25 protein-coding genes and 1 tRNA gene are annotated in these 26250 nt (G+C 41.0%); 13 read left to right on the plus strand and 13 right to left on the minus strand.

The features are described from left to right. Positions 1-111: 111 nt before the first annotated feature. The 4 genes from ACNKW3_RS07990 to hemW all read left to right on the plus strand — a co-directional run bounded on the left by ACNKW3_RS07990 (position 112) and on the right by hemW (position 4391). A complete protein-coding gene (locus ACNKW3_RS07990; protein WP_427398761.1) occupies positions 112-1356 on the plus strand; it encodes a multifunctional CCA addition/repair protein in 1245 nt (414 codons plus the stop codon). 86 nt (positions 1357-1442) lie between these two features. After that, positions 1443-2648, plus strand: coding sequence for an ATP-dependent RNA helicase SrmB (srmB, locus tag ACNKW3_RS07995; RefSeq protein ID WP_427398762.1), 1206 nt, complete (start codon positions 1443-1445; stop codon positions 2646-2648). A 2-nt stretch (positions 2649-2650) separates the two neighbouring features. After that, the gene (locus ACNKW3_RS08000) at positions 2651-3241 is read left to right on the plus strand and encodes an XTP/dITP diphosphatase (RefSeq protein WP_427398763.1); all 591 of its coding nucleotides are present in this window, start codon (positions 2651-2653) and stop codon (positions 3239-3241) included. Position 3242: 1 nt separating this feature from the next. After that, a complete protein-coding gene (gene hemW, locus ACNKW3_RS08005) occupies positions 3243-4391 on the plus strand; it encodes a radical SAM family heme chaperone HemW (protein WP_427398764.1) in 1149 nt (382 codons plus the stop codon). A gap of 4 nt (positions 4392-4395) precedes the next feature. Here hemW and ACNKW3_RS08010 read toward each other — a convergent pair whose 3' ends face one another. The 7 genes from ACNKW3_RS08010 to ACNKW3_RS08040 form a co-directional block, all read right to left on the minus strand. Beyond that, positions 4396-4938 (minus strand): DUF1566 domain-containing protein, encoded by a 543-nt coding sequence (locus ACNKW3_RS08010; RefSeq protein WP_427398765.1) that lies wholly within the window; start codon positions 4936-4938, stop codon positions 4396-4398. Further along, entirely contained in the window at positions 4938-6671 is a 1734-nt protein-coding gene (locus tag ACNKW3_RS08015) for a DUF1566 domain-containing protein (protein ID WP_427398766.1), read from the minus strand. Before ACNKW3_RS08015 ends, ACNKW3_RS08010 begins: the two co-directional genes overlap by 1 nt. 86 nt (positions 6672-6757) lie before the next feature. Next, positions 6758-7201, minus strand: a complete 444-nt coding sequence (locus ACNKW3_RS08020) for a hypothetical protein (RefSeq protein WP_427398894.1) — start codon at positions 7199-7201, stop codon at positions 6758-6760. A 59-nt stretch (positions 7202-7260) separates the two neighbouring features. Next, positions 7261-8253: a response regulator gene (locus tag ACNKW3_RS08025; RefSeq protein WP_427398767.1), complete on the minus strand. Its 993-nt coding sequence runs from the start codon at positions 8251-8253 to the stop codon at positions 7261-7263. 114 nt (positions 8254-8367) lie between these two features. Continuing rightward, entirely contained in the window at positions 8368-9051 is a 684-nt protein-coding gene (locus ACNKW3_RS08030) for an LrgB family protein (RefSeq protein ID WP_427398768.1), read from the minus strand. Next, a complete protein-coding gene (locus tag ACNKW3_RS08035) occupies positions 9038-9520 on the minus strand; it encodes a CidA/LrgA family protein (RefSeq protein WP_427398769.1) in 483 nt (160 codons plus the stop codon). Before ACNKW3_RS08035 ends, ACNKW3_RS08030 begins: the two co-directional genes overlap by 14 nt. After that, entirely contained in the window at positions 9402-9731 is a 330-nt protein-coding gene (locus ACNKW3_RS08040) for a hypothetical protein (RefSeq protein ID WP_427398770.1), read from the minus strand. The genes ACNKW3_RS08035 and ACNKW3_RS08040 overlap by 119 nt, the downstream gene beginning before the upstream one ends. Positions 9732-9925: 194 nt before the next feature. Here ACNKW3_RS08040 and ACNKW3_RS08045 point away from each other — a divergent pair. The 4 genes from ACNKW3_RS08045 (at position 9926) to ACNKW3_RS08060 (ending at position 12528) form a co-directional block, all read left to right on the plus strand. Continuing rightward, positions 9926-10002, plus strand: a tRNA-Ile gene (locus ACNKW3_RS08045). Between the two features lie 179 nt (positions 10003-10181). Then, positions 10182-10562, plus strand: a complete 381-nt coding sequence (locus tag ACNKW3_RS08050) for a helix-turn-helix domain-containing protein (protein WP_427398771.1) — start codon at positions 10182-10184, stop codon at positions 10560-10562. Between the two features lie 142 nt (positions 10563-10704). Then, on the plus strand, positions 10705-11337 hold the full coding sequence (locus tag ACNKW3_RS08055) for a hypothetical protein (protein WP_427398772.1): 633 nt from the start codon (positions 10705-10707) through the stop codon (positions 11335-11337). Positions 11338-11442: 105 nt separating this feature from the next. Next, positions 11443-12528 (plus strand): hypothetical protein, encoded by a 1086-nt coding sequence (locus tag ACNKW3_RS08060; RefSeq protein WP_427398773.1) that lies wholly within the window; start codon positions 11443-11445, stop codon positions 12526-12528. Positions 12529-12548: 20 nt separating this feature from the next. Here ACNKW3_RS08060 and ACNKW3_RS08065 read toward each other — a convergent pair whose 3' ends face one another. Then, a complete protein-coding gene (locus ACNKW3_RS08065) occupies positions 12549-12944 on the minus strand; it encodes a phosphate-starvation-inducible PsiE family protein (protein ID WP_427398774.1) in 396 nt (131 codons plus the stop codon). 403 nt (positions 12945-13347) lie between these two features. Between ACNKW3_RS08065 and ACNKW3_RS08070 the strand changes: the two genes are divergently transcribed. The 5 genes from ACNKW3_RS08070 (at position 13348) to ACNKW3_RS08090 (ending at position 18223) form a co-directional block, all read left to right on the plus strand. Beyond that, entirely contained in the window at positions 13348-14469 is a 1122-nt protein-coding gene (locus ACNKW3_RS08070) for a hypothetical protein (protein ID WP_427398775.1), read from the plus strand. A gap of 11 nt (positions 14470-14480) precedes the next feature. Next, entirely contained in the window at positions 14481-14885 is a 405-nt protein-coding gene (locus ACNKW3_RS08075; protein ID WP_427398776.1) for a phosphate ABC transporter substrate-binding protein, read from the plus strand. Positions 14886-15045: 160 nt separating this feature from the next. Further along, the gene (locus ACNKW3_RS08080) at positions 15046-15774 is read left to right on the plus strand and encodes a glycosyltransferase family 2 protein (protein WP_427398777.1); all 729 of its coding nucleotides are present in this window, start codon (positions 15046-15048) and stop codon (positions 15772-15774) included. Further along, entirely contained in the window at positions 15761-16477 is a 717-nt protein-coding gene (locus ACNKW3_RS08085; RefSeq protein WP_427398778.1) for a TVP38/TMEM64 family protein, read from the plus strand. Before ACNKW3_RS08080 ends, ACNKW3_RS08085 begins: the two co-directional genes overlap by 14 nt. After that, entirely contained in the window at positions 16478-18223 is a 1746-nt protein-coding gene (locus ACNKW3_RS08090) for an ArnT family glycosyltransferase (protein ID WP_427398779.1), read from the plus strand. It begins immediately after the preceding gene. On the opposite strand, the gene ACNKW3_RS08095 is transcribed toward ACNKW3_RS08090, so the two are convergent. The 5 genes from ACNKW3_RS08095 to ACNKW3_RS08115 all read right to left on the minus strand — a co-directional run bounded on the left by ACNKW3_RS08095 (position 18214) and on the right by ACNKW3_RS08115 (position 26153). Continuing rightward, complete coding sequence (locus ACNKW3_RS08095) at positions 18214-21348, minus strand: efflux RND transporter permease subunit (protein WP_427398780.1); 3135 nt, start codon at positions 21346-21348, stop codon at positions 18214-18216. The genes ACNKW3_RS08090 and ACNKW3_RS08095 overlap by 10 nt on opposite strands. Before the next feature lie 2 nt (positions 21349-21350). Then, positions 21351-22409: an efflux RND transporter periplasmic adaptor subunit gene (locus ACNKW3_RS08100; RefSeq protein WP_427398781.1), complete on the minus strand. Its 1059-nt coding sequence runs from the start codon at positions 22407-22409 to the stop codon at positions 21351-21353. Positions 22410-22511: 102 nt separating this feature from the next. Further along, a complete protein-coding gene (locus ACNKW3_RS08105) occupies positions 22512-23654 on the minus strand; it encodes a response regulator (RefSeq protein ID WP_427398782.1) in 1143 nt (380 codons plus the stop codon). Between the two features lie 4 nt (positions 23655-23658). Further along, complete coding sequence (locus ACNKW3_RS08110; protein ID WP_427398783.1) at positions 23659-25608, minus strand: response regulator; 1950 nt, start codon at positions 25606-25608, stop codon at positions 23659-23661. Then, positions 25608-26153 carry a heme NO-binding domain-containing protein gene (locus ACNKW3_RS08115; protein WP_427398784.1) on the minus strand — a complete coding sequence of 182 codons (546 nt, stop codon included), beginning with the start codon at positions 26151-26153 and terminating at the stop codon, positions 25608-25610. The genes ACNKW3_RS08110 and ACNKW3_RS08115 overlap by 1 nt, the downstream gene beginning before the upstream one ends. Positions 26154-26250: the final 97 nt, after the last annotated feature.

Here is a 26250-nt window from a genome sequence, read left to right on the forward strand (position 1 = left end):
AATGCAAGTTCAGTCAATATCCCAAGCACTATTTCCCTGCTTCAAATCTAAGTACTGCAATTCAAACCTATTTTGATACAATTGAGACATCTAAATTTGGTTAAGATTCAAATGCAAATATACTTGGTGGGCGGCGCAGTAAGAGACAATCTTCTTGGCCACCCAGTAACAGACAAAGATTATGTAGTGGTGGGCGCAACTGAGCAACAGATGCTAGACCTCGGCTATGTACGTGTCGGTAAAGATTTTCCCGTATTTTTGCACCCTAAAACCAAGCATGAATATGCGCTGGCGCGTACCGAGCGCAAAACGGGTAAAGGTTATACCGCTTTTGTTTGTGACAGTTCACCTCAAGTAACTCTTGAAGAAGATTTAATACGCCGAGATCTCACCGTAAATGCGATGGCAATGGATGAGCATGGCAACCTGATAGATCCCTTTAATGGTCAACAAGATCTCTCTCAACGCATTTTGCGCCATGTATCCGATGCTTTTATTGAAGATCCATTACGAGTACTTAGAGTCGCCAGATTTGCCGCTCGTTATAACGAGTATGGTTTTGCCATACACAACGACACCTTAAAACTGATGCGGGATATCGCCAAAACCAAAGAACTAGAAGCCTTAAGTGCGCAAAGGGTTTGGCAAGAAACAGCTAAAAGCCTAGGTGAAAACCGACCGGAAATATATTTTACTGTGCTCAAGGCTGTTGATGCGTTGAGGTATTGGTTTCCTGAGTTGAACAAATTATGGGGCATTCCCAATCCTTCCACTTGGCATCCAGAAATTGATACCGGCGTGCATACCATGATGGTGTTACAACAAGCCGTAATGATGTCACAGGATATTGATGTTAGATTTGCAGCCCTAGTGCATGATCTAGGCAAAGCATTGACAGATACCACCAACTGGCCGTCTCATCATGGCCACGATACCTTAGGGTTGCCAGCGATAGAAGCTTGTTGTAAGCGCTTGTTAGTCCCCAATGATTGTCGTGATCTAGCGTTGCTAACCAGTGAGCATCATAGTTTGATCCATAGGTTATACACTCAATCGGCGGAAGCTGTGTTGAATTTGTTTAATCGCGCTGATGTTTGGCGTAAACCCGAAAGATTTGAAAAACTGTTAACCGTTTGCAAAGCCGATTTTCTTGGCAGAAAGTACTTTTCTGCGCGGGCCTACCCGCAAAAACCCGATCTTATTTGGCTGTCTCGTAAGTGTGCCAAGGTTACCGCCAAAACCTTTGTAGAAAAAGGCTTAACTGGCGTAGCTATAAAACAAGGTATTGAAGAAGAGCGCATCAGAATTATTCATCAATTCTTGCAACGGGAACATGAGCAAACCCTTAAGATTTAGGGTAAACTCCACCACAATATTTTGGTGCTATAACGTTTATAGTGTGGGCACCACGTTAAAAACAGATTTACTATACTTGGAATGCCATGAGCACAACATTTGAACAACTTGAATTAGACGATGCACTTTGCTATGCACTGGCAGAAATGGGCTTTTCGCGGCCAACAAGTGTACAAGCCATGGTGATTCCCCACGCGCTAGAGGGCAACGATATTCTAGCTTCAGCGCCAACTGGAACGGGAAAAACTGCGGCCTTTTTGCTGCCCTTAGCCCAATACTTGTTGGATCATCCAGCGGGCCATCCAACCCAGTGCCGTTCTTTAGTGTTAGTCCCTACCCGTGAGTTAGCACTGCAAGTGGCTAAACAAGCAGAATTGATCACTGCCCATGTTGACTTGTCCGTAGGCGTAATTACAGGTGGCATCAATTACGGTACAGACAAAGAAGTCATAGAAACTCGACCTGATATCTTAATTGCCACTCCAGGACGATTGTTTGAACATATTGAAAAAGAAACCCTAGATTGTCGAGATATTGAAAGTTTGGTACTTGATGAAGCAGATCGCATGCTAGACATGGGTTTTTCAGGGATAGTAAATCAAATCGCATCTGAGGCCAGATGGCGAAAACAATCTATGTTATTTTCTGCCACCTTAGACAGCAAAGGTGTGAAGAACTTTGCACGGGATTTATTGACCGACCCTGTTAGCATTAATGCTGATCCGTCCCGTCGGGAAAAAGCCAAAATTCAACAGTGGTACCACTTAGCAGATGACGCTGCACATAAAGAAGCCTTATTACGCTACCACCTGAGAAATAGCATTACGTCTTGCATAGTGTTTGTTAAAACACGCGAGCGTTTACAAGCCCTGAAAGATAGGCTTTCAAATGAATTTAATGTGATTTGGCTACAAGGTGAAATGCCGCAAGATAAACGAATGGCGGCAATAGAAAAATTCACCACAGGCCAAATCAATATTTTATTGGCCACAGATGTCGCCGCGAGAGGTATTCATATTCCTGATGTATCGCATGTTATTAACTACGATATGCCACGCGGCGCAGATGTGTATTTACATAGAATTGGCAGAACAGGAAGAGCTGGTAAAAAAGGCACTGCAATATCCTTAATCGAAGCACATGACTTTGTTTGGGTAGGTAAGGTTGCACGATTTACCGGTGAACCTTTCAAACCAAGAGTGATTGATGAATTGCGGCCTAAGCACAAGGCGCCTAAATTGAGTAAAAAACCCAAGAAGAAGAAATCTGCAAAGAAAAAGGGTAAAAAGTAAGCATGCAACAAATCGTTTTAGCCAGTGGTAACAAAGGAAAACTTGCAGAATTTTCGAGCATGTTTGAACCATACAACATTAGCGTTTTACCGCAGTCAGAATTTTCCATCAGTGACGCGGATGAAACAGGCTTAAGCTTTGTGGAAAATGCTATTATTAAGGCCCGACATGCTTCGGAACAAGCTAATTTACCCGCCATTGCTGACGATAGTGGTTTGGTGGTTGATGCCCTCAATGGTGGCCCGGGCATTTATTCAGCGCGATATGCCGGCGAGCATGGCAATGACCAAGCTAACTATGAAAAGCTATTAGCTAACTTAACCGACAATCAAAACCGTAAAGCTAAATTCTTATGTGTTTTAGTATTTATGCGACATGCTGAAGATCCAGAACCTATTATCTGCCAAGGTGAATGGCACGGCGAAATTACCCAAACGCCTTTTGGTAACGGTGGTTTTGGATACGATCCTGTGTTTTATGTGCCTGAACAAAAATGCACAGCAGCAGAGCTGGATAAAGCAGTGAAGAACCAAATTAGTCATAGAGGACAGGCACTGCGAGCGCTAATGCAAAAGCTGCACGGTATCATTTAACGTGCAAGTCCCTTTATCTTTATACATCCACATCCCATGGTGTGTGCAAAAATGCCCTTATTGTGATTTCAATTCACATAAGCAAAAAGGCGTGATTCCTGAGCAAGCTTATATTGCTCACCTGCTAGACGATCTCAAACAAGATCTTAAAAAGTATAAGATACGCCAACAAGGCAGAGAAATATCCACCATCTTTATTGGCGGCGGTACTCCGAGTTTACTCAGTGTAGATGCGATGCATCTGTTACTAAGTGGCGTAAAAACCTTGGTTCCCGTAAAACCTGACGCTGAGATCACCATGGAAGCCAATCCGGGTACTGTAGAAGCCAATAAGTTTGCGGGTTTTGTTGAGGCTGGAGTAAATCGCATTTCAATTGGTGTGCAAAGTTTTGAAAATGACCATCTCACAAAACTGGGTAGAATCCACGATAGCCAACAAGCGATAAAAGCTATTGAATTAGCCAAACAACTGCCTTTAAGGTCTTTTAATACGGATCTAATGCATGGATTGCCCGAGCAAAACGCAGAACAGGCACTGAATGATTTAAGAACAACTATCGCATTGGGAACTCCACACATTAGCTGGTATCAGTTGACCATAGAACCCAATACGCAATTCTTTTCTAAGCCGCCTGAATTGCCTGATGATGATGTGCTATGGGAAATTCAACAACAGGGTCACGCCCTGTTAGAAGAAAATGGCTATCAGCAGTATGAAGTCTCTGCGTATACAAAAAATGCAGAATTTGCGCAGCACAATCTCAATTATTGGCGCTTCGGCGACTATTTAGGCATTGGTTGTGGCGCCCACGGTAAAATTACAGACTTGGTAACTAAACAAATTATGCGCACGGTTAAGGTAAAACACCCCATTGGCTACATGGATTTGAGTAAGGATTACTTGGATACTCAAAGCCCCATACAAGCGCAAGATTTAGCCTTTGAATTTTTCATGAATCGCTTTAGGCTTTTAGAAGCCTGTGAAAAAGAAGCTTATACCCAAAACACAGGCCAGCCACTTTCAAACCAAGCCCAAAGCATTTTAAAGCGAAATGTGGAAAAAGGCTTAATAGATGAAACATCAGAACATTGGCAAGTCACTGACCTAGGCCGACGCTATTTAAACTCGCTACTTGCTGACTTTGTGTAGTCTACTACTCTTGGGGTAGTCGAGTTCTGACCAAACGAACAAAAATAGTTCTATCTTTGGCTTTCAGCGATGTGCTGCCATTTTCAAATGATACTGACCAAGCTCTTAATACATCCTGAATCGAAGGACTGGAAGTCCAATAATCATCTGATGAAGTCACCGGAAATATGGCTTCATTGATAGCGGGTCGTACACAAGCTTTTTCGGTAATTTGGGCGAGCTCTTTTACGTTGGGTAAGCGCCAGTTTTTAGAGTTTGCATATTCAAACCCCATTGCATAATTTAGCGCTTCTTGCCAAGTTAAGGGTTGAGGCTCTCCTTCGCAGTTATTCCCCGTCCAAGTTTGGCCGAAACTACAGCGCATGAATACCAGGTTACTTGGTAAATGAATGGCTTCACCGTTAGTTGTGAGCATAAACTCTTCGTCTTTAGCGGTTTCTGGAATGCCCGCAGGACAGATAGATTCAGCATCTACGTACATACTCACCATCGCCAATGCGGCCCAAAAACTGACTAAGCATAATCGCTTTAACGTTCTACTTTTCATTAGTTACCTCTACCCGCTCTGACTAAACGCACACGAAGCTCAGTGTTTTTATTGATAAAATTATCCACCCCAGACACAAAATCGAATGCCCACGCATTACGAGCGGTATCATTGTTAACGCCATCTGCACTGGATTGACTGGTCCAGTACCATAACGTGCTTTGCGTTGTCGCTGACCACACAGGGAAAAAATTGACATCCGCCGCCACCCCAACAATGGAGCCGTAGTGCATTATGCTTTGCAATTCCTCATGACTAGGCAAACGCCAATCATAAAATCCGCACAACCCCTGCTGATTAATCGCGTCTACATAGGCCTGAGTATTACAATTTTGACTGGTCAAATTACAACTTGCAGAAGCAGCATTAATAGCGCCTTCAAACCCGCCATTTTCATCCTCTGAATACCAAGTAAACACACTATCGGCATATTGAATATGGGCGCTATCACTCAACATTTTATTTTCCCATACCAAACCAGTTGTATTGTCCCGCACACATTCCCAAGGCAAATTTTCATCGTCCACTTGGTCCCCATTGGTGTTCAAACGAGTAAAATCGAAGCCTTTATCACCCCTACCCGCTTTATCGGAGATCCCCGACAATGAAATACGGTCATTCCCATAATCCGCATCTTGGCCAGCATACGCAGGGTCATAGGTAAAACTCACTGCGTCTAAAGAGCCATGACGACTAATGCCTGTATCATTGATAGTGGCATTCCTTTGAGGATAAACCGTGATAGTTTGAGACTGAGATAACTGATTACCAAAGCTATCCGTAAGTTGTGCGTTTACGATTAACTCATAATCTTGTTCAACCAAAGGTGCAAGGGCAAAGGTTTGCGCGCTTTGGGCATTATCCACAAATACAGTGACATTGGACGGAGGATTTTGAACCTCCCAAACCACTGAAAATGGCGCAGCAGCAGGCGCTTTACTTGAGGGTATTGCAGATAACAAAATGCGTTCACCAGAAAATACGTCACTGGGTTGAATAAAGGTTAACTCAGGTAAGGTGCCAGACTGACCGACCAAGGTTAGTTGCTGTTGGACGGAATGTTGAGCACCCTCATGATCTGTCACAGTTAATTGCATGGTTACTGCATTTTGAACATTATCAATGGGCGTTACAATTTCAAGCACTGCTGCGGTCAAATCTAGCCCTTGGGTAATATCGACACCGGAAATTTGTTGCCATTGGTAGCTAGCAATTGGTTGTGATTGGTCTGGCGCGTCTGTATCTGAACTGTTACTAGCGTCCAACATGATACTGGTATCTACGGGATAATGATTTAGCGAATAACCGTCAATTTGATTAACCGTCACCACAGCCGTTGGCGCTATATTTACCGGCATCACAGTTACCACAAAAGTGTCCGAACTCGTTGTGCCTTTGGCATCACGCACCACTAATGTCACGTCAAATTGGGTTTGAGTAATTAAGCTTGGCGCCGTCAAAATTGCGTCAGGAATACTGGTATCTGTGTGCTCTATACCGAAGTCTGCCGGCACCTGCCAACTGTAGGTAAACACGCCATCTCCGCCAGAGGCCGCGCCTGAGATATTCACCGACGTTTGCTCGTCCATAACAAGGTCAACATTGGCAGAAACTGTTATCGGCACTGGACTTGGTGGAATTTTATCTTCCGAACCGCCCCCACATCCGACGATGACCATTACAGTTACAACAAGGATAAATTTACTTAGGTTATTTAAAAATTTCTTGGCCATCTTCGGTCAAATCACACGACATTTTACAGTAAAAGATAACGGGCATTCAGCAAATAACAGACCAAGTTAACCTGAATAAAAAATTTCTAATATGGACGCTCTCGGGCTTCGCTTTCTTTCACCTGAAATGCCAATAGCATTTTCTTGGCAGAAGCTGCGTCTGTCATGTCGTAGATCATCATGCAAACGTTATCTACCGCACCAGTAGCAGACACTAAGGGCGAAAACACCACGTTTTGATACATATAAGGTGCCGAGCTGGTGATTGGACGATAATTGCGAAATTTAAATAAATAAGGACGTTGTTCCCACGTAATAAAAGCGCGAGTTTTAAGCTCAAATACTGGTTTGAGTTTTTGTTTCAGCCAGCTTTCTTTAATATCAGGAAAATGCTCAGATATAGGCAAATCTCGTACTTGAGAAGGTAACAAACCTGAGTGAGCTTCCATAAAGCCGTTCCAGACTTTGATTTTCATATCGCGATTGAGCACCACAATACCCACATCTACAGTTTGGATCATGTCCATCATCCAATGAAATTCGAGTAATTCGCTAAGTGCATCTTTTTCAACAGTAGAAGAAGTCAAAATTAATCCTCCAACAGATGAGATAATTTAGAAGTCATCATGTCCATTGATTCTTCGGTAAACAACAACAAGAGATCACACTTGACGTTAAAATCTTCTAGCCCGTAGCTCAATTCAATGGCTAAGGTTTTTTTCCAAGTGCGTTCATTGGCTTTAATCAGTTCTCGAATGTTCTGATGCTGGCCCAAAACCACCGGATGACCTTGCCTAAAATGCATATCCAGTTGGTTTGCTATGCCACTTAAACAAGTGCCGACTAACAAACTTGCACAGTCCATTAGCAATTCTAACTGCAACTGGTCATCCACTTTAGACTCGACACCCATAATGGTGGCAATATCTTCAAAACTAGAGTCACTTAAAATACATAAGGCTTCGCCACTGATACCATCACCTAAGAATCCTTGGCATACGCCTGAAGTGCTTTCTTGCTTATCAACATCAGATAGCATCATGTGCAACTCAGAAATTTCAATTAAGTTGACGTTGGGGATTGGTAATTCTACGAAAACATTCATAATGCGCGCTAAATAATCACCCGCCTGCCCCATAGCGACATTTGCAACTTCTTGATAGCAATCGCGAATTTCTTCTGGTAGGTCTTCAGGCTCTGGAGATGCACTTTCTTCTTGCTGAATAAACCCTTGTTTTATCAAGGTATTTCTAAGTTCTTCTGCATTGACTGGTTTTTGAATAAAATCCAGTGCACCTAAGTTTTTAACGCGCTGCGCCGCTTCAGGTTGAATATCCCCAGAAATAACTATGGTTTTGGTGGGTAAACTCAATGAACCAATAGTTTCAAGGGTTTCATAACCGTCCATAATAGGCATATTGAGATCTAGAAGCAGCAACTCTCCCTTTCCATCCGCAATCGCATTGATCGCTTCTTGCCCATGCTTGGCAAAATGAATACTAGCCCCTAAATCCTGAGGTAAACATTTAGCGACTTGTTTGCGAGCAACCATTGAATCGTCACAAATCAAAACTGATAACATGTGTTCTCTCTAGTGATTAGGTTAATTTTAAGACTACTAGAAGTTATCGGCTGTAAAGCACTCTGGCTTTAGGAATAAACATAGGAAATCAATGAAATTAGAGAGAAGTAACCGCTAACCAAACAGTAAAGGCAAAACAATAGAAGTGACTAGGCCATTTAAACAAAGCGCTAATGATGAAAATGCTAAACAAACTTCACCATAACTTACCGCGCGAGCTGTAGCTATGGCATGTCCAACGGTTCCTAATGCAATTCCATTTACCATTTGATTTTGTTGTTTCAGCAGTTGCGAAATCATAGGGCCGAGGATGGCAATAATGATACCGGTAGAAATCACCAACACAGCCGCCAAATCGGCGATTCCGCCAATAAGTGACGAAGTATCCATCGCTAAGGGCGTGGTAATGGATTTTACTAACATTGTCATTTGTAAATTTATCGGCAAATCTAACCAATAAATACTCAACCATGACAGCAATGGCGCTAGCATGCCACCCAGTACTATTGGCAGTAATACTCGCCAACCAAAACGTTTTAGAAGATGTAGTTGCTTAAATAAAGGAACAGCTAAAGCAACGGTTGCGGGACCAAGTAAATAAGAAAGTAATTGGGTGTTTTTTTGATAATCGCTAAGGCTCATACCAAACCAGGATAGCAAGCCCACTATGCACAAAGTACTGCCAATGAGAGGATGCAAAAGCGGAAATTGGCGACATCGCACATATAAAGTAAAAAAAGCAAAATAGATAACAAGTGTTGCTAATAAAGAGCCCAGTACCCAACTAATCTGTGTCATTTGATACACCTGACAGGGTTAGCTTTGCTATTAACAATGTGACTAGGTAGGCAATTAAGCTGGCTACCACAATCGCCAATATGATCGCCAGTTGATGCTTAAGCAGAATCTCTTGATATGACACTATCATCACAATCGCAGGAATAAATAACAATGACATATGCTTGAGCAAAGGCAACGTTATTGTCGCAATTGGATTAGGAACTTTTTTATAGATAATAAAAAATATGAAAAGTATTACGAGACCGATTAATCCTGAGGATAACCTGATACTAAACGTCCGTTTAAGAAAATCCGCGCATTCAAATACAAGGATTAACGCCAGTAAGCCTAGTAAGGCAAAACCGACGTTAAAAAGTACTCTCTTGATGTACTGTAATGAAGTAAGGCGTTCCTTTTCGGGTGTAATCAACTTTAAATTCTTTATTATTGAGTGTTTGAATAAACAACATGTTTTTATAATCCCCAAAATTCTCTGCAGAAGAAACATCGACCACGGCTACGTCCATACGCTTGGCTTCAAGTTTATTCTTAGGGATTGATCCGTTGTACTCTTCAATACCATTATGTACAACCATTAACACAGGGTCTTGACGACTGTTAACAACCAGTAAGTCGACCTTTCGTAGTTTGTGAATAATGGTGTTACGTCCGCTTAATAAATACGGCGCATCTTTCATCGCTATACTCCACTAAAGTTATGAAGTGCTATATCAAAATAGCAAATTTTAATATTGTTTGCACTATTATTACGGCAGAACAAAGCTAAACTTTAATTTAAGCAAAGAGTTAGCAATCTTTTTTATAAAAATCTTGGTTTCAGCGGGTGACATTCGAAAAAAAGTTCATTATACTGCGCACCGCTTCAAAGCATGGCCCTTTAGCTCAGTTGGTTAGAGCACCCGACTCATAATCGGTAGGTCCCCAGTTCAAGTCTGGGAGGGGCCACCATTTCTTCCTACTCAAAAAAGAGGCTCTACCCCAAAAACGAGGGAGCCGCATTGATCGTAAACTATATAACCTTGCTAAGCCCAATATTTACGGGTACAACATGACATGTCGCGACAATGTCGTGTTTTTATTCAATGTTTTACGTTATAAATTAGGCGACTAGTTTAATAGGAAAATGTATGAGTATTCGAGAACGCAGAATTGAAAAGGGCTGGACTCAAGAGGAGTTAGCTAGACATTCAGGACTAAGCACACGCACAATTCAAAGAATAGAGACAAGTAAAAGTACTAGTTTAGAATCTTTAAAATGTCTTGCCGCTGTGTTCGAAACCTCAATCAGCGTTCTGGTACATGAGCAAACAATGACTAATCAAAAATACAACGATAAAACTGAAAAAGTGCAGTTACTGAAAATCGAACGGGACGCCTTAGAATTTGCTCAATCAATATTAAGCAACCCTAACAAAAGAGAAAACAAGCTGTTAACGAAAATCGAGCTCGATGCGTTAAAATATGCAAAACGCTTACTAGCAAGTTTTCAGTCCAAAACCTCTTCTTAAAACAAAAACGTAACTAACGAAAGAAAAATCCCTCTACTATTTACTTCGTTTCAATAGATACTCATCTACCCTACTTGGGGGATGACTAATTCTTCATCTATCCTAGACTGATATCTATTGAAAGTGTATGGAATATGGAACTATGAACATGGAACTGGAGGGAATAATAATTCTTTTCGCGGGCGCCAGCCTACTTAGCGCACTATTTATGATGCATGCGGCAAGACGTACCAAAATCAAACATGATGCAATTAAAGCTTACGCAGAACAAAATCAGTATCTATACGAATATGTACCTAGCCAAAACAGTTCAGGGAGCCGAGTTCTTGTTAAAGATCCTGATAACGTATGGGTAATGACTATGTATTTTAACTCTGGCTCTTCTAACGCTTTATCTTTGAGTTCCGGTGGCATCAAGCACTGGAGTGAATGGTCTTGTGCAGAGGGGAATTTGAGCGATGGATATGCCGTTCTAGGACCAAAACTACCTGAAAAAACCATAAAAATGCCTAATGTGGGGACCATGGGCCCACTCGGTGACGTATTCAAAAGGCTCATGTTTCAATTTACCAAAGGCATGGGAGTTGATTTAGATGAGTGTAAACTACAGGAATCGAATAAAGATAACCCCAGCGGTGCTGTTTTAGCGACCCATGGTCAAGAAAATGATAGTTTGTTTGAGATGAATCCTACGCAGAATAAAAAACATATACGTTTTGATAGTGGTCATTTACTACCAGAAGGATATTATGAAAAAATTTCAGGATGGTTTTAGTGACGACTTCCAGGTTTAAAAAGACTAATATCTAGTTTTGTAAGCTAATTGGCGGTATTTACAACGCTGCCGATACCAATCTTATTACCGTTATTGGGTCAAAATATGAAGTACCTAGTTTTATTATCGCTATTCTTTGCAAATTTAGCCTTTGCCGAAACATCTAGTTACGGCAACGCTGATATACATTTGTCCATTACCACCGAATATAGCTTTGAAATGAGTGTGGTAAACCAAACTCGAAGTGGCATTCGATTATCTAGCGACAAGGTGTTTAAAAGTTCAAAAATTGAATTTAAACCAGATAGGTCATTAGCACCTGATAGTCCATATCAAAATTTTGTTTATTCTGACGAACCAGGAAAATGGGAAGATAAAACGGTAAAACTCTCCATCGTGCTTGACGATTTTTATGCTTATGACGATTCATATTGGTTTAAACAATCCAAACTGAGTTTTCAAGAAAAATTTGCGCCTCACAATACTATTTCAAACGCTGTCAACCATGTGTTAAACAACCATAACGTCACAAATAAAGAGGAACGAGATGTATTTGTTAAGCAGCATATTTATCTTTCGTCCTCGTATGCGTTGGATGATCCCTACTCTGCATTTGAGGAAGTAGATAAGATTAACGGTGAAAATTACAATGTTAGAAACTTGGTAGATACAAATGCCTTTACTCAAGATGTGAACATAGTATTTAAAAACGGCACATTTTTCGCCAACCAAATGGGAAAAAAGACACTAGACTCAAAATACGTAGAGAGTTTTTATATGGGACCTTCGTATTCATTTTTAGAGCAAGTCTACAAATCATTAATTAAAAACAATCACATTAGCTATACTTACCTGTTTTATTCGTTAACTAATATTTTGCCGATTGAAATACCGCGTTTCAGCGGTGGCGTAGACGGCACCAAAGAAAAATTTGAGCTAGTCACTAATCAAGGTACAAACCAACGTGGGCTTTATTGTGCAAAAAAATCAAGCGCTAAATTTGAATGTAAAATCACGGTTCAATTTAACTCTACGTTCAGATTTCCAGACAGCGTTCAAGTGTCTAAATACCCCTTTCCTAAATTCGTCATTGAATACCTATCGACCAAAGGATTCACTGATGAAAAACTGCAACAAGGAGTAGCAGCAATAGATTTAGACGCCCTAAAATCCCAAGCTGAACGTTATTAATGAACAAAGATAAAAACGCGCTAATCTGGCGTTCGAATTATACGGTTTCTTAGTTTATCTAAACTGTATTTATCTTTAATGCTCATGATAAGCGCGGCAATACTTAACAGTAAAATACTGCCCGATTGATAAAGCAGGACTATTTTATCGAGTTCTTTATCTTGTAAAATGATCATGCGGCTAAGCGCTGTCATCGCAATAATTAAAGGTAGGGTGACTGGAATTCGGCTGCTATTGTAGTAAGCCGCCAACATTCCCATGACTTCTGCATAGATGAATAGCAATAAAAGGTCTGATAGCTCTACGGTTCTTTGTTTAATCATGTGCATGATTTCTGCACCAACGGCAACGAGCGTTGCCAACATGATGAGTATTAAAAGGGCCTTTTCTACTTGTTCAATGAATTTAGACATCATAATTAGCAACTCAAAAATTAAACAATCAATTCAGTTTGCGTGAAGTTTACAACTACCTCAAGTAATTTGTTTAATAAATTTCGTAAACATCGATAATAAAAAATCTTAAAACTATCAAACACTAAGCCAATTAACTCCTTCAATCCTAATGTGATCACCATTAACAACCTCCCCAAAGCCTTCGCTCGCAACACCTAAAGTCAACTTAAGTATAAATTAACCCTAAATTTTATAAGGATTATGCCGATAACAAGACACAGGTTTGTAACGTTTCGATTCACACACTTAGTTACCAACCTGAAGTTTTGATTGAGCGAAACCAACCAAGCCAACGGATTCTTGGCAGTGATAACAACGAAGGTGGCCCAAAAGGCTTGATTGACAACACCAACTGGAAACAAATATGAAAAAAATAGTAACTACAGCTGCACTGTTATTCTCAACTCTAACAATGCAGGCAAATGCCGAAGTTAATTTTAGCGGCTTTGGTAGCATAGTCGGCGGCATAGCGACCGACAGCGATATACCTATTCGAAACTATTCAGACGATATCAACTTTAAACAAGGCTCTTTCTTCGCCCTACAAGCATATTCAGACTTATCTGAAGGCTTAAGCGCAACTATGCAGATCCGAGCTAGAGGACGTGATGACTGGGATCCAGAATTCACATGGGCCTATTTATCTTATGAAGTCAATGACTCTTGGCGCATTCAATTAGGACGCCAACGTATTCCCATGTACTTGTATTCTGACTATTTGGACGTATCTTTTGCCTATCATTGGATTACGCCACCAACAGAAGTATATAAAGCACCTTTCGATTCTATTAACGGCATTGGTTCAATACATGACTTTTCCGTTGGTGACGCAAACGTAAATTTACGCGTATATTTCGGTCAAGAAGATTTCACTACCTTTGGTAATGACTACAAAATGTCTAACATCTTAAGTGGCGTTATTAGTGTCAACTATGGATCGTGGACGTTCAGAAGTAGCGCTCTAACCTTTACTTTTGAAGGCAATATCGGCTTAGACCCGCTGATTGCTGCATGGCAAATGACGCCATTCCCTGGCGTTGGTACCGATCTAGAAATCAAAGATGACAAATCCGTTGCTTTGGAATTTGGGGTCATCTTCGACAACCAAGATTGGTTATTCGTTGCTGAATATATTCCATCTCAAGTAGATGAAACCATAGTAGGTGACTATAAACCTTGGATGGTTTCTGTAGGCAAACGCTTTGATAATTTTATGCTTCATGCAACAGTTGGAGAAGATGTAAATGAGCCGTACAGAGATAATTTGAATAATGTTCCCGTAGGCTTAGATCCAAGCTTGGACGCACTTTATTACACCACCAAAGCAGTGCTTGACGCTAGAGATTTTTCTCTCCCCTTCTACTCAATCGGTTTACGATGGGATTTCCATCCTTCGGCGGCATTTAAAACAGAATATACGCACTCTGAAGTTGTAGGTGGTGAAAAATCTGGGGCTTTACAGGCTGCCGTTGTGTTTGTTTTTTAAGGAGTACGCACATGAAAAGTTCATTCTTATATAAAAGCGCTGCGGGGTTGATTCTGCTATCTGGCATTTGTTTCAATGCCATGGCGGAAGTTGCTGTTATTGTAAACCCAAGCTATTCCGGCGGTGCTGATAAAGATCAAGTAGCCCAGATTTATCTAGGCAAAGACAAATCGTTAACGCCACTGATGCAAAAAGGCGGCGTGACTGATGAATTTGTTGAAAAAGTACTGTCCAGAAATTCAAGCCAATTTAAAGCTTATTGGGCAAAATTAGCTTTCACAGGCGGTGGTCGTCCTCCGAAAGAATTGTCTAGTGACGCAGATGTTATCAATACTGTTAAAGGTTCTGCTGATAGCATTGGTTTTGTAGATGCTGCTTCTGTCGATGATTCAGTAAAAGTACTATTTAAACTCTAATTCTTAGCAAAAGACAAAAGCCTAGTTCGGTTTTTCTGCACTAGGCTTTTTTTATCCAAATCTTAAGCTTGTCTTAAGAATTAACTACTAGACTCTGCACATAAAATTAAAAAAGCGCACACAGCTTTTGTAAAAATTTCAAGTTGCAAAAGGAGTTTTAGTGGACATATCTGTCGTTATTCCTGCCAAAAACGAGGAAGGAAACATATTGCCTTTGGTGGCCGAAATAGTAGATGCTTTGCACGGTCGAGCCTCTTTTGAAATTATCTATATTGATGACGGTAGTGACGATGCAACTTACCAAACCCTGACTCGCTTATCAGAAAATACTCAATGCAACCTAGTGGTGATAAAACATCGCGTATCCGTCGGTCAAAGTACTGCGATCTTTACAGGGGTTAATCATGCCAAAGGTAAATTGATCATCACCATGGATGCGGATGGTCAAAATGACCCTGCGGATATCCCCAAAATGCTAGAAGCAGCTAACGCTTTTACTGATTCTGAGCACTTTTGCATTGCAGGCTATCGTAAAAATCGTAAAGACACACCTTGGAAAAGATTTCAATCTCGCATCGCAAATGGCGTGCGTAGCAAAATATTACGAGACAACACGCCCGACACAGGTTGTGGTCTAAAAATAATTCCTCGAAAGACCTTTTTACAGCTCCCATATTTTGATCACATTCACCGATTTTTACCAGCTTTAATAAAGCGCTTAGGTGGAAAAATAGTTGTAGTAGAAGTGAATCATAGAGACCGTTGCCACGGTGTATCTAAATACAATATGTTAGGAAGGTTAGGTGCAGGAGTTGTCGATCTTATCGGCGTAATGTGGCTGCTTCGAAGAAATAAGTTAGCGCAGATTGTTCCTAATGATGACATTTAATCTCAACAGAAACACCACAAAAGTACTGTTAAAATCACTCGTTTTGTTGATTTTAGCAGTAGGTGCAAGTGAAATAGCGCAAGCGGTTCCGTCCTTTGATGCATTTAATCAAAACTGGATCGACGCTCATACAAGAGATAATGGTGTTCAAGGCATAGTATTATTTACTTTGATTGCCGCTCTATTAAGCGGTTTAGGCATCCCCAGACAAATCGTGGCTTTTTTAGCCGGATACGCTTTCGGTTTTATGGAAGGTATGCTTTTTTCCACAATCGCAGTTACTCTTAGCTGCCTATTTGTTGTCGTTTTTTCTCGTTTCTATGCGCGCCCAATCGTTTGTAAATTTTTTAATCAGAAAATCTGCAAGTTAGATAGCTTTTTCTCTCAAGGGCCTTTTTTAAAAACAATTATCATCCGTTTACTGCCTGTTGGAAACAATTTAGCAACCAACTTAATTGCAGGTGTCACCAAAATTAATATAGGAACTTTTGTATCTGGTTCTTTTATTGGTTACCTTCCGCAAATGGCGGTGTTCGCGTTGATGGGTAAAGGCGTCATCATACAATCAACTTTCAAAATCAGTTTGAGTGCAGTCTTATTGGCTGTTTCCGGCATGCTTGGCGTATATTTGTTTAAACAATATAAAGCGGATAAAAGACTAAGTGCCTTGAGTAAAAATGACATCGGTTATTCGGCTAAATAAATGCAGCAACAAACTTCTTACTCAACATTGAAACTCCCCCTCATTTTTAGTGAGTTAAGCAACCAGCAAAAATTAGTCGGATTCATGGTGCTTGCCTTGGTCATAATTTTTTGCGGGTTAGGTTTACGTGATCCCTGGCCCGCTGATGAACCCCGCTTTGCGCTTATTGCCAAAGAAATGGTTGATACCGGACAATGGTTTTTCCCCGCCAGAGCTGGCGAATTTTATCCAGATAAACCGCCAATATTCATGTGGAGCATTGCTCTGCTTTATGCTCTTACTGGATCCATTACCTTCGCATTTTTGCTTCCTTCTGCCCTGTGTGCAATGCTCACCCTTTATTTGCTAGTAGATATTGGTAAAAAACTATGGTCGTTTAATACAGGCATTAGTGCTGGCTTGTTACTCTTATTTAGCATCCAATTCACTCTACAGGCAAAATCCGCTCAAATAGATGCCATGGTGACCTGTTGGATCACTATCGGATGTTATGGTTTATTGCGCTTCATGCTGTTTGATGGCAAATGGCGTTGGTATTATCTGGCTTGGTTTTTCATGGGGATTGGCGTTATTACCAAAGGCGTGGGCTTTTTACCATTGTTGATGCTTATACCCTATTTTATCTACCGCAAATTTAAAGCAACAAATCAGCTTCTTGTTCCTATCAACGAAAACCTCCTGAAATGGCTAGCGGGTCCTGTAATTATGTTGCTCGCCATAGGGCTCTGGTTTTTTCCTATGCTGTGGTTAGTACATATCAGTGACAATCCGCTGTTAGAGATCTACAAGAACAACATTTTGTTCAAGCAAACTGTCACTCGATATTCCGATTCATGGCACCATCTAAAACCATTTTGGTACTACATAGTGGCGGTTATTCCCGTATTTTGGTTGCCCATCAGCTTATTATTGCCTTGGTTGGTAATACAATGGAAAAAAGCAATTTATCAAGTAGACGGACGTATCATCTTGCCTCTTAGCTGGATACTTTTGGTAGTTTTATTCTTTAGCTTAAGCCCTGGTAAACGCGGCGTTTATGTATTACCTGCTCTACCTATGCTAGCCCTAATAAGTGCGCCCTATTTAACAGACCTGCTAAACAAAAAGATAATTCAACGGCTCATCTGGGGACTGGTTTTAATTTTATCGATACTCATTTTAGCTTTTGGTATCGGCGGCATTTTAGAGCTTTCGTTTGCTAGCAAATTAGCAGATAAATTTAACATTTCTCCTTGGTTACTTTTTATCAGTGCGGGAATCTTGGGGTTCATTTGTTTGGGCGTTAGTCGTTCATATCGCTGGTTAAGCTGGCCAAGCTTTTTAACTGTCTTATGGTTAATCTACAGTTCATGGGGATATATGTTGTTAGATGAAGTTAAAACCCCAAAGAATGTATTTAAAGCAATGCAAACCTATATGCCCGAGGATGCCGAATTGGCTCTGGTCGACTTTTCAGAACAATTTATATTTTTCTCGCCCTATCCAATTACCCACTTTGGCTATCACAGCGAGCCAGCTCAACAATTAAGAGCTGCTTTTGCTTGGCAAGGCGAAAACTCAAAACGTTTTATACTCATTGACAAAACGCTACTCAACAAAGGCTGCTATGATCAAAACAGGGCTATTTCTGTAGGCTATGCTCACCGCACCGACTGGGTTCTGTTGAATGTAGAGAGTAAGCAGGAGCAATGTGCTGGAATAGAAAATCCAATACAAGAATATCACTATAAACCTGTTCAACGCTGAACTGTATTCATCCATTTATTCTTTAAATTTTCACCAATGGCAATTAACGCTGGTGTTAGTAACAGGGTTAACGCTGTAGCGAAAGTCAATCCACCTGCTATAGTACTTGCCAATACCGTCCACCATTGTGCTGATGGCGCTCCTACTGAAATGTCTCTACCCACAATATCTATCGTTAAAGCAAATACCATGGGAATGAGTCCTAAAATGGTGGTTACTGAGGTGAGTAGCACGGGCCGCGCACGCTGAGCTGCGGTGCGTAAAATGGCTTCTGTGATTGGCATCCCTTGCTTTTTCAAATCATTGAAGGTGTCAATTAACACTATGTTGTTGTTAACCACTATGCCTGCTAATGCAATGACACCAATACCACTCATCACTACCACAAAGGCTTGATTTGTGACTAACAGGCCAATCAACACCCCTGCTGTTGAAAAGATAATGGCACTTAACACCACAAAGGCTTGATAAAAACTATTAAATTGGGTCACCAGAATAATCAGCATTAGGAAGATGGAGCCAATAAAGGCGTTGCTCAAAAAGGTTACCGCTTGTTGAGTGTCTTCGTCTTGGCCTTTGAATACAATGCGAGCACCTTCAGGTAATGGATCTTTTTGTAATGCTTGCCTTACCTGGTCTACTAATTGATCAGCCAAAAGCCCAGGCGCCACATCCGCTTTCACGGTCAAAGTACGGGCCCCATCTGTGCGAGTAATTCGTCCAGTTTTCGCCGCCGGCTCAATAGACACAAAATTAGTAATAGGTACTGCGCCGTTTGGAGTTGGGATGCGAAGATGATACAACTGTTCAATACTGCGGAAGTCCTTAGCGAATCTCAATCTGATTTCCACTTCTTCTTCCACATCATCAGGCCGATATTCTGCTAATAGTGCCCCATTAGTAATTAAAGTCACCGCATTGCCTAAAAGGGTTACATCAACATTGAACTTGGCAGCTTGTTCGCGGTTTACTACCAATTTCCATTCAATACTAGGCAAAGGTCGACTATCTTCGACATCCACAAAACCACCAACCTGGTTCATCAGCTTTAATAAATGCTCAACGCCCTTAGCTAAAACGGCTTGGTCATTACCTTGCAATGTCAATTGAATGGGTTTACCAGCCGTAGGTCCTGCTGCTGGCTCTCTAACTTGTACTTTAATGCCGGGAATACTTTGAACGTAGTCACGAATTTTATCAATGATCAGTTCAGCTTTAGGTCTTAACTGCCAATCGTCTAACTCAAGCTGAATGACCCCAATCACGTCTTCAGGCATGTCTTCTTGAGGATTGGTTCCTCCGCCCATCGTTCTGGTGTAAATGGATTTAATATGGTCTTCTTCTAGCAAATAGTTTTCAACTTTGGACACAATTTTATCCCGCTCATGAATCGACAAATCTCCCCTTGCTTGTACTTGTACCTGCAAAAATTCAGGTTCAATCGCAGGGAAAAACTCCATTCCTCGACCTAACGAAAAATATCCAAAGAATGCCAAAAACATAATAACAACCGCGCCTAACAGTGTTTTCAAAGGATGAGCTAGTACTGTTTTTAAAATACCTAAATAGCTTCCCAGCCAACCTGTAATATCATCTAAATTGCCGCTCTCGGCTGCTCGAATACTTTGTACCGTTGTCGACTCATTATCCACCGAGACTTTTTTCGTAATAATCCCACCAAGCACCGGAATAAAAACCAAGGCCATGAAAAGAGATGCAGTTAAGGTAATAATAACCGTTAGCGGTAAAAACGACATAAACTCGCCCACTAAGCCCGGCCATACAAGTAAAGGAAAGAACACGGCTAAAGTAGTCGCTGTCGATGCTATTATTGGCCATGCCATGCGCTTGGAAGCTGAAGCAAAAGCTGTCTTTGGTGATTCACCTTCACTGATTTTACGGTCTGCCAATTCAATGGTCACTATGGCACCATCTACCAACATACCTACAACTAGAATAAGGCTAAACAACACCACTATGTTTAATGTCATTCCGAAAAAGAAAATCACCAACATCGCCGCCAAGAACGAGCCGGGAATAGCAAGCCCCACCAGTATGCTAGGCCGAATCCCTAGCACAGCAACAATGACAATCATGACCAATATCACAGCTGTCATTACGTTGTTTTCTAAATCCCCTAACATATCTTTTATTTGATCAGATTTGTCTTGTAGATAGGTAACTTTTAAGGTTGAAGGCCATTGAGTTTGCGCATAATCAACCAAGGCTCTTACCTCAGCGATAGTTTCAATAATATTAGCCCCTGTGCGCTTTGAAACTTCTAATGCAATGGCATTATTGCCCTGCAGTCTGGCCAAACTATTAGGATCTTTAAAGGTTCGGCGAATAGTGGCAACGTCATCAAAAGTGATAATGGTATCGCCCACGCGTTTTACTGGTAACGTCGCCAAGTCTTCTAGGGTTTCAATAACGCCTGGCACTTTAAATACCATGCGTCCAGCGTTGTTGTCTATGGCACCGGCAGCCACAAGTCGGTTATTTTGACTAACATAGTTAAACACTTCGGTAAAAGATAAGTTGTAAGTTTCTAATGCCAAAGGATCGATAATAACTTCTAACAGTTCTTCCCTATCCCCACCAATATCTACTTCTAAAACGCCAGATAAAGCTTCAATGCTATCTTTGAGTTGCTGTGCAACTTTTAATAACGTCCGCTCGGGCAAATCCCCAGAAAGCACAACTGTTAACACAGGAAACAGAGACACATTCACTTCTGTTACTCTTGGCTCTTCACTGCCTGGTGGTAATTCTGCGCGAGCTAGATCGACTTTTTCTCGTACATCTAAAAGCGCTTGGTCTGCATCAAACCCAGCATCAAATTCTAGGGTTACCGAGCCAAAACCTTGGGTGGCACTGGAGCGCATCTCTTTTAAGCCCTCGATAGATTGCAGTTCTTTTTCTAAAGGCCGAATCAATAAGCGTTCACTGTCTTCTGGGGCAATACCTTCATACACCACAGACACATACATAATAGGTATGGCAACATCAGGTTCTGATTCTTTGGGAATAGCAAAATAAGCACTTGCACCTGCGATCACTAACATCAAAAATGTGAGACCAACGGTACGAGATCGGGCAAAAGCGGCGTCAATTAGTGCATTCATACTCAGTTGTCGCCTGTTTCAACGACATTTACGGTAGCGCCTGCTTGCACAAAGCCCTGACCGGTAACAATAACCCTAGCGGTTTCTGGTAAACCTAGTACCCAACTGCCCTTCTCATCCGATTGCACAATGTCGACTTGGTTAAACACCACTTGGTTGGCTGCATTGACGGTTTTTATGCCAATCTCTCCTTCACTGCTCAAGGAAAAAAGCGCAGCTGACACATAATGTGCTAATTGTTGCCTCAGTAAAAACTTCACCCTAGCGCTGGTGCCGGATTTTAATTGATGGTTTGGATTTTCAACTGCCAATTCCACTAAAAATGTGCGCGACTCTTCATTTGCTTTAGGCGAAATGAAACGTACTTGAGCAGTGGTTTTATTACCTGTGCCTAACATCACTTCTGCAGAGGTGCCAAGTTCGATATGATTGATTTGCTGCTGCGCAACTTGAGCTTCTATCACCAAGGGATCTGTTTCAATAATACTGGCAATTGAATCGCCGACACGCAGAAAATCACCTTGCTCAACATGTAAACGTTCAATAAAAGCGGTAATAGGCAACTCAGGTGTGGTGTGTTTGATATCTAATTGAATGCGCGCAATGTTAGCTTCGGCAGTTTTTACATCGGCCTTAGCTTGCTCTAATTCGTTATCGCTTTGATATTGTTTTGTTGCTAATTTAGAAATACGTTGGAGGTTTTTTTGACTGACGCTTAAGGCACTTTGCGCTTGCTCTAGTTGGGCCTGTCTATCTTCTAAATCCAGTTTAAGTAGTTGAGCGCCTTTTTCCACCAAAGTGCCCTCAATTACGTCAATCTGTGTTATTACACCCTCGGTTTGGGCACGAATATCGATAGTACGGTTGGGTACCGATTGCCCCTGAACCACCAAATAAATAGGCGTTGATTGTGCCTTTAATTGTTTAACTTCAACTGAAAAAGCTTGGTCATCTTTGGCTGAATCAGCGTTGAGTTCGGTGTCTTGTGTTAATAAGCCAGATAGCATCCACAATGTAAACACAATCACCAACCCAACTGCAACCATGTATGACTTTTTCATATTCCTTTACCCAATGAGCGTATTTAAACCACTATAACTTCAATGTAGTCATCCCTCGACGCGATCACAAGCCTTTTGCGCAAAGTCATTTGTAAAATTCTATTAATTGCTACTCACCAACTTCTTAAGCTGTTGTTGAATGGCAAAAAAACCGTCTTCTACTTCTAAGCTTTTTTCGACCTGTTTTGTAAAAGCGCTGGTCTTTTTATTGACAATTTCCATTAAGACTTCTTCTTGATGTTCCATTAGACCTAATTGGGAAAAACTATCTTCAAACTCTGACTGCATATTTTCTATCACATTCATTATGGCTTGCTTGTGTTTTTCATGCATCTTAGCCAGCATATCTAGGGTACTGGCAATATCCGTCAATTCCTCTTTTTGCCCGCCGGCAGATGGTGAAATAGCAGCAACTGGATAGGCTAAAGACGCGGAAAGATTTTTATTTAAAGCATCAGTATCTTCTAAGATCATCATTAAATTGTCACGCATTTCACCGCGCAAAACGTCATTATCCAAGGGCATGTTTTTTACAATGATTGAAACAGTACCAAAGTTAACTATATAGCGAGTACCCTTTTCTAGAAATCGAGAGGACATCGTAGCCGCGCGGTCGAGTAAATCCAGCTCTAAAGGCGTTAAACTGCCGGTTGTGGAACGATTGATGATCTTTTTCGGTGCTCTCAGTTGTAAACAAGCTTCCATATTGAGCGAATGAAAAACATCAAAAAGTGCTTCAAGCAAACCCTCATGGGTTTTGATTTTAAGCCCTGATCGCAAGAAGCCTAGTACAGTTCCTAAATAGCCAGTACTAGTAATGACTGACATTACCATGTCAGAGTTAGATTTGTTTTCCGCTTCTAACTCATGTAAGTGCGCGCGCTCATTTAAGATGAGTTTTACTTTGCGATACATTAAATGGTTATCAATGGGCTTGGTCAGATAATCCAAACCACCCACATCGAAACCTTTGAGAATTTCTTCATTAGAATCATTACCCGATACAAATAGCACTGGCATTTTAGGTGCTATTGCCAATATTTGCTCACACACTTGATATCCATCCATTTCAGGCATATTAACGTCAAGCATGACTAATTCTATTTCTTTATCGTCTTTCACCATATCAATGGCTTGTGCGCCATTAGTCGCTACAACGATGGCGTAATCATGTTTCAATACTTCCATCATAATGCGTAATTCATTAGGAGAATCATCAACGAGTAAAATTCGATGTTTTTGCATAGTTTTATTCCAATGTAACAAGGGCTTGGTTGATAGCTTTATCAACATTTGCTAAATCAAATGTCTGCAAGGCTTGGCTAGCTTTTTGAACTGATGCCAAAGTGGCTTCTGGCATTTTGCATTGCAGTAACGAAATTAAATGTCCTTCAGCCAACGATAAATCTTTGTAAACTTCTTCTTTAATGGTTTGCAGGTTAGCTCTAATGTCGGCAGTTGACACTTCTCTGAGATTATCCTGAGATTCTTGGTTATCCTTTCGAATAACAGTATCGAAAGCTTCTTTTAACTTAAAATACTCCCTAGACAGGGCTGCAAGCTTAGATGCATCCAAGCTTTTAAATAATCGAATTTTAGCTTCCAAATCCGCGGCCAAATCTGCTAATGCCACCATACCTAAATTAGCGCCACTACCTTTCAAACGATGAAAAATTGCTTCTAACTTTTCTAATTCTTCGATTACCAAAACATCACTTTTGAGGCTACTAAATCTTTCAAAAGTGTCGCTGTGTTCTTGCAAGAAATGCTCAACCAGACGCTGATATAAATTCCAGTCACCATTAATTCGTTGAATTGCATTAGCAATATCGACCCCTTGAATTTCGGGTAAATCCAGCTTTTCTTGATGTTCTACTTGCTGCTTAATTTCTAAATGCTCTTTGATAACAGTTATCAGGTTTTGTTTATCAATAGGTTTAGAAATATGGGATTGCATACCCGCTTCAATACACTCTTTCACATGCTCAGGCGAACTATGTGCGGTCATAGCAATAATTGGAATATGCGGCTCTATAAGTTGTTGTTGTCTTATTTGTTGGGTGGCTTCTATTCCGCCCATCACTGGCATTTGAAGATCCATAAAAATCATGTCGAAATCAGCTTCTTTATTGAGTTCAGCCAGCGCTTGCTCACCGTTTTCGGCAAGGGTCACTTTAAATCCAAATCCTTGCAATAGGCGTTGCGCTATCATTTGATTGACATGATTATCTTCTACCAAGAGTACATGCGCATCTGATTGCAAACTGTCTTGAATCTTCTCTGACATCGCGGCTACTGCATCGCTGTCTTCAATGACCTTCATGGGTAGGGTCACAAAAAATTGTGTGCCTTTATTCAGTTCGCTCTCTACATGAATCTTGCCACCAAAAAGTTCCACCAAGCGTTTGGTAATATTCATGCCCAAACCAGTGCCACCGAATTGGCGTGTAATACTAGTATCGGCTTGTTCAAAAGCTGAGAATACTGACATCAGTTTATCCTGGCTAATGCCTATGCCAGAATCACTGACCATGATTTGATAAAGACCATTACTGAGACGTGAAAAGTGAAGCTCTACGCCGCCTTCGTTAGTAAACTTAATCGCATTAGACAATAAATTAGTAATGATTTGGGTCACTCTTAAGGAGTCTGACTCCATAATGGTTTCCACATCATCATCTATGAGCAGATTTAACTCTATGCCCTTTTGTTTTGCTTGCAGCTTGAAGCCGCTAACTAGGTTTTCTAAATAAGGCCGGATAGCAAAACTGGACATTTCCAAACTGATTTTATCAGCTTCGATTTTAGAGAAATCAAGAATATCATTGATGACTTCAAGTAGGTGCTTGCCTGAAGATTCGGCCACCTGCACCAATTCATTTTGGTCATCATTCAAGGCGGTATCTTTTAGTAAGGTCAGCACGCCTAAAACACCGTTCATAGGTGTTCGTAGTTCATGGCTCATATTCGCAATAAAATCTGAGCGTACTCTTAACGCACTTAGAGCCTCGTCTCTTGCCTTTTGCATCTGAGCGGTTCTTTGAGCCACTAGCTTTTCCAAACTCTCGCTCAAAGAATAAAGTTCTAAATTCTTCTCATATAACTGAGCACTAATTTCTTCTAGCAGTCGTTCTGATTCTTGTCGCGCTGATTTTTCGCGGGCGACTCTGCGTTTTAGTTTTTCGATTTCGTCATTCATTATGCAGCTTCTAACGTAAACCGACAGCAATAAACATCTTCAACATACCAGTCTTCTCGGCTGATATTAAATTGCTCGTCGTAATAGCTACATACTCCGACGATCAAACCGTGTGCAACATCTGCCAAAGGGCGGCGAGATTCATACACCATAGTCACTATACCGGTCTGAGGATCTTCTCGAAAATCAAATGCAGGTGTTTCTGCATCTGGGTAAAGCTTTTTCACTTCCACATGCACATGGTCGTCAACATGCTTTAAGAATTTAGTTGCAGAACCTGCTTCAACAAAAAATTGGGCAAATTTGGAAGTAAATGTTTTGGCTAAATGCTCACCAAACACATAAAGAAGTTTTGACGCTTCTATATTGGTCAATCTCGACAATTCTGTCACCATAGCCGCTAGTTCTTCAAAGTCATAAGAGCCAACAGCCGTATACGCACCTTCAGAAGGTGGATTGGTATTTTCTATTAATGTATCCATCATATCTTCGCCAAAAGTTCCCTCCACTAGTTCGGCGAATTCGGTAAACACTATACCTTTCATCAATAACCTCAAAGTTAAAGTGAGATGGGTTTGTTTTTTATCGGCAAGATACGAGAAAAAATAAACTCAAAACCAGGATTTTAAGCAAGTAATCAAA

This window comes from Glaciecola sp. 1036 (assembly GCF_050306235.1).
GTDB lineage: Bacteria > Pseudomonadota > Gammaproteobacteria > Enterobacterales > Alteromonadaceae > Glaciecola.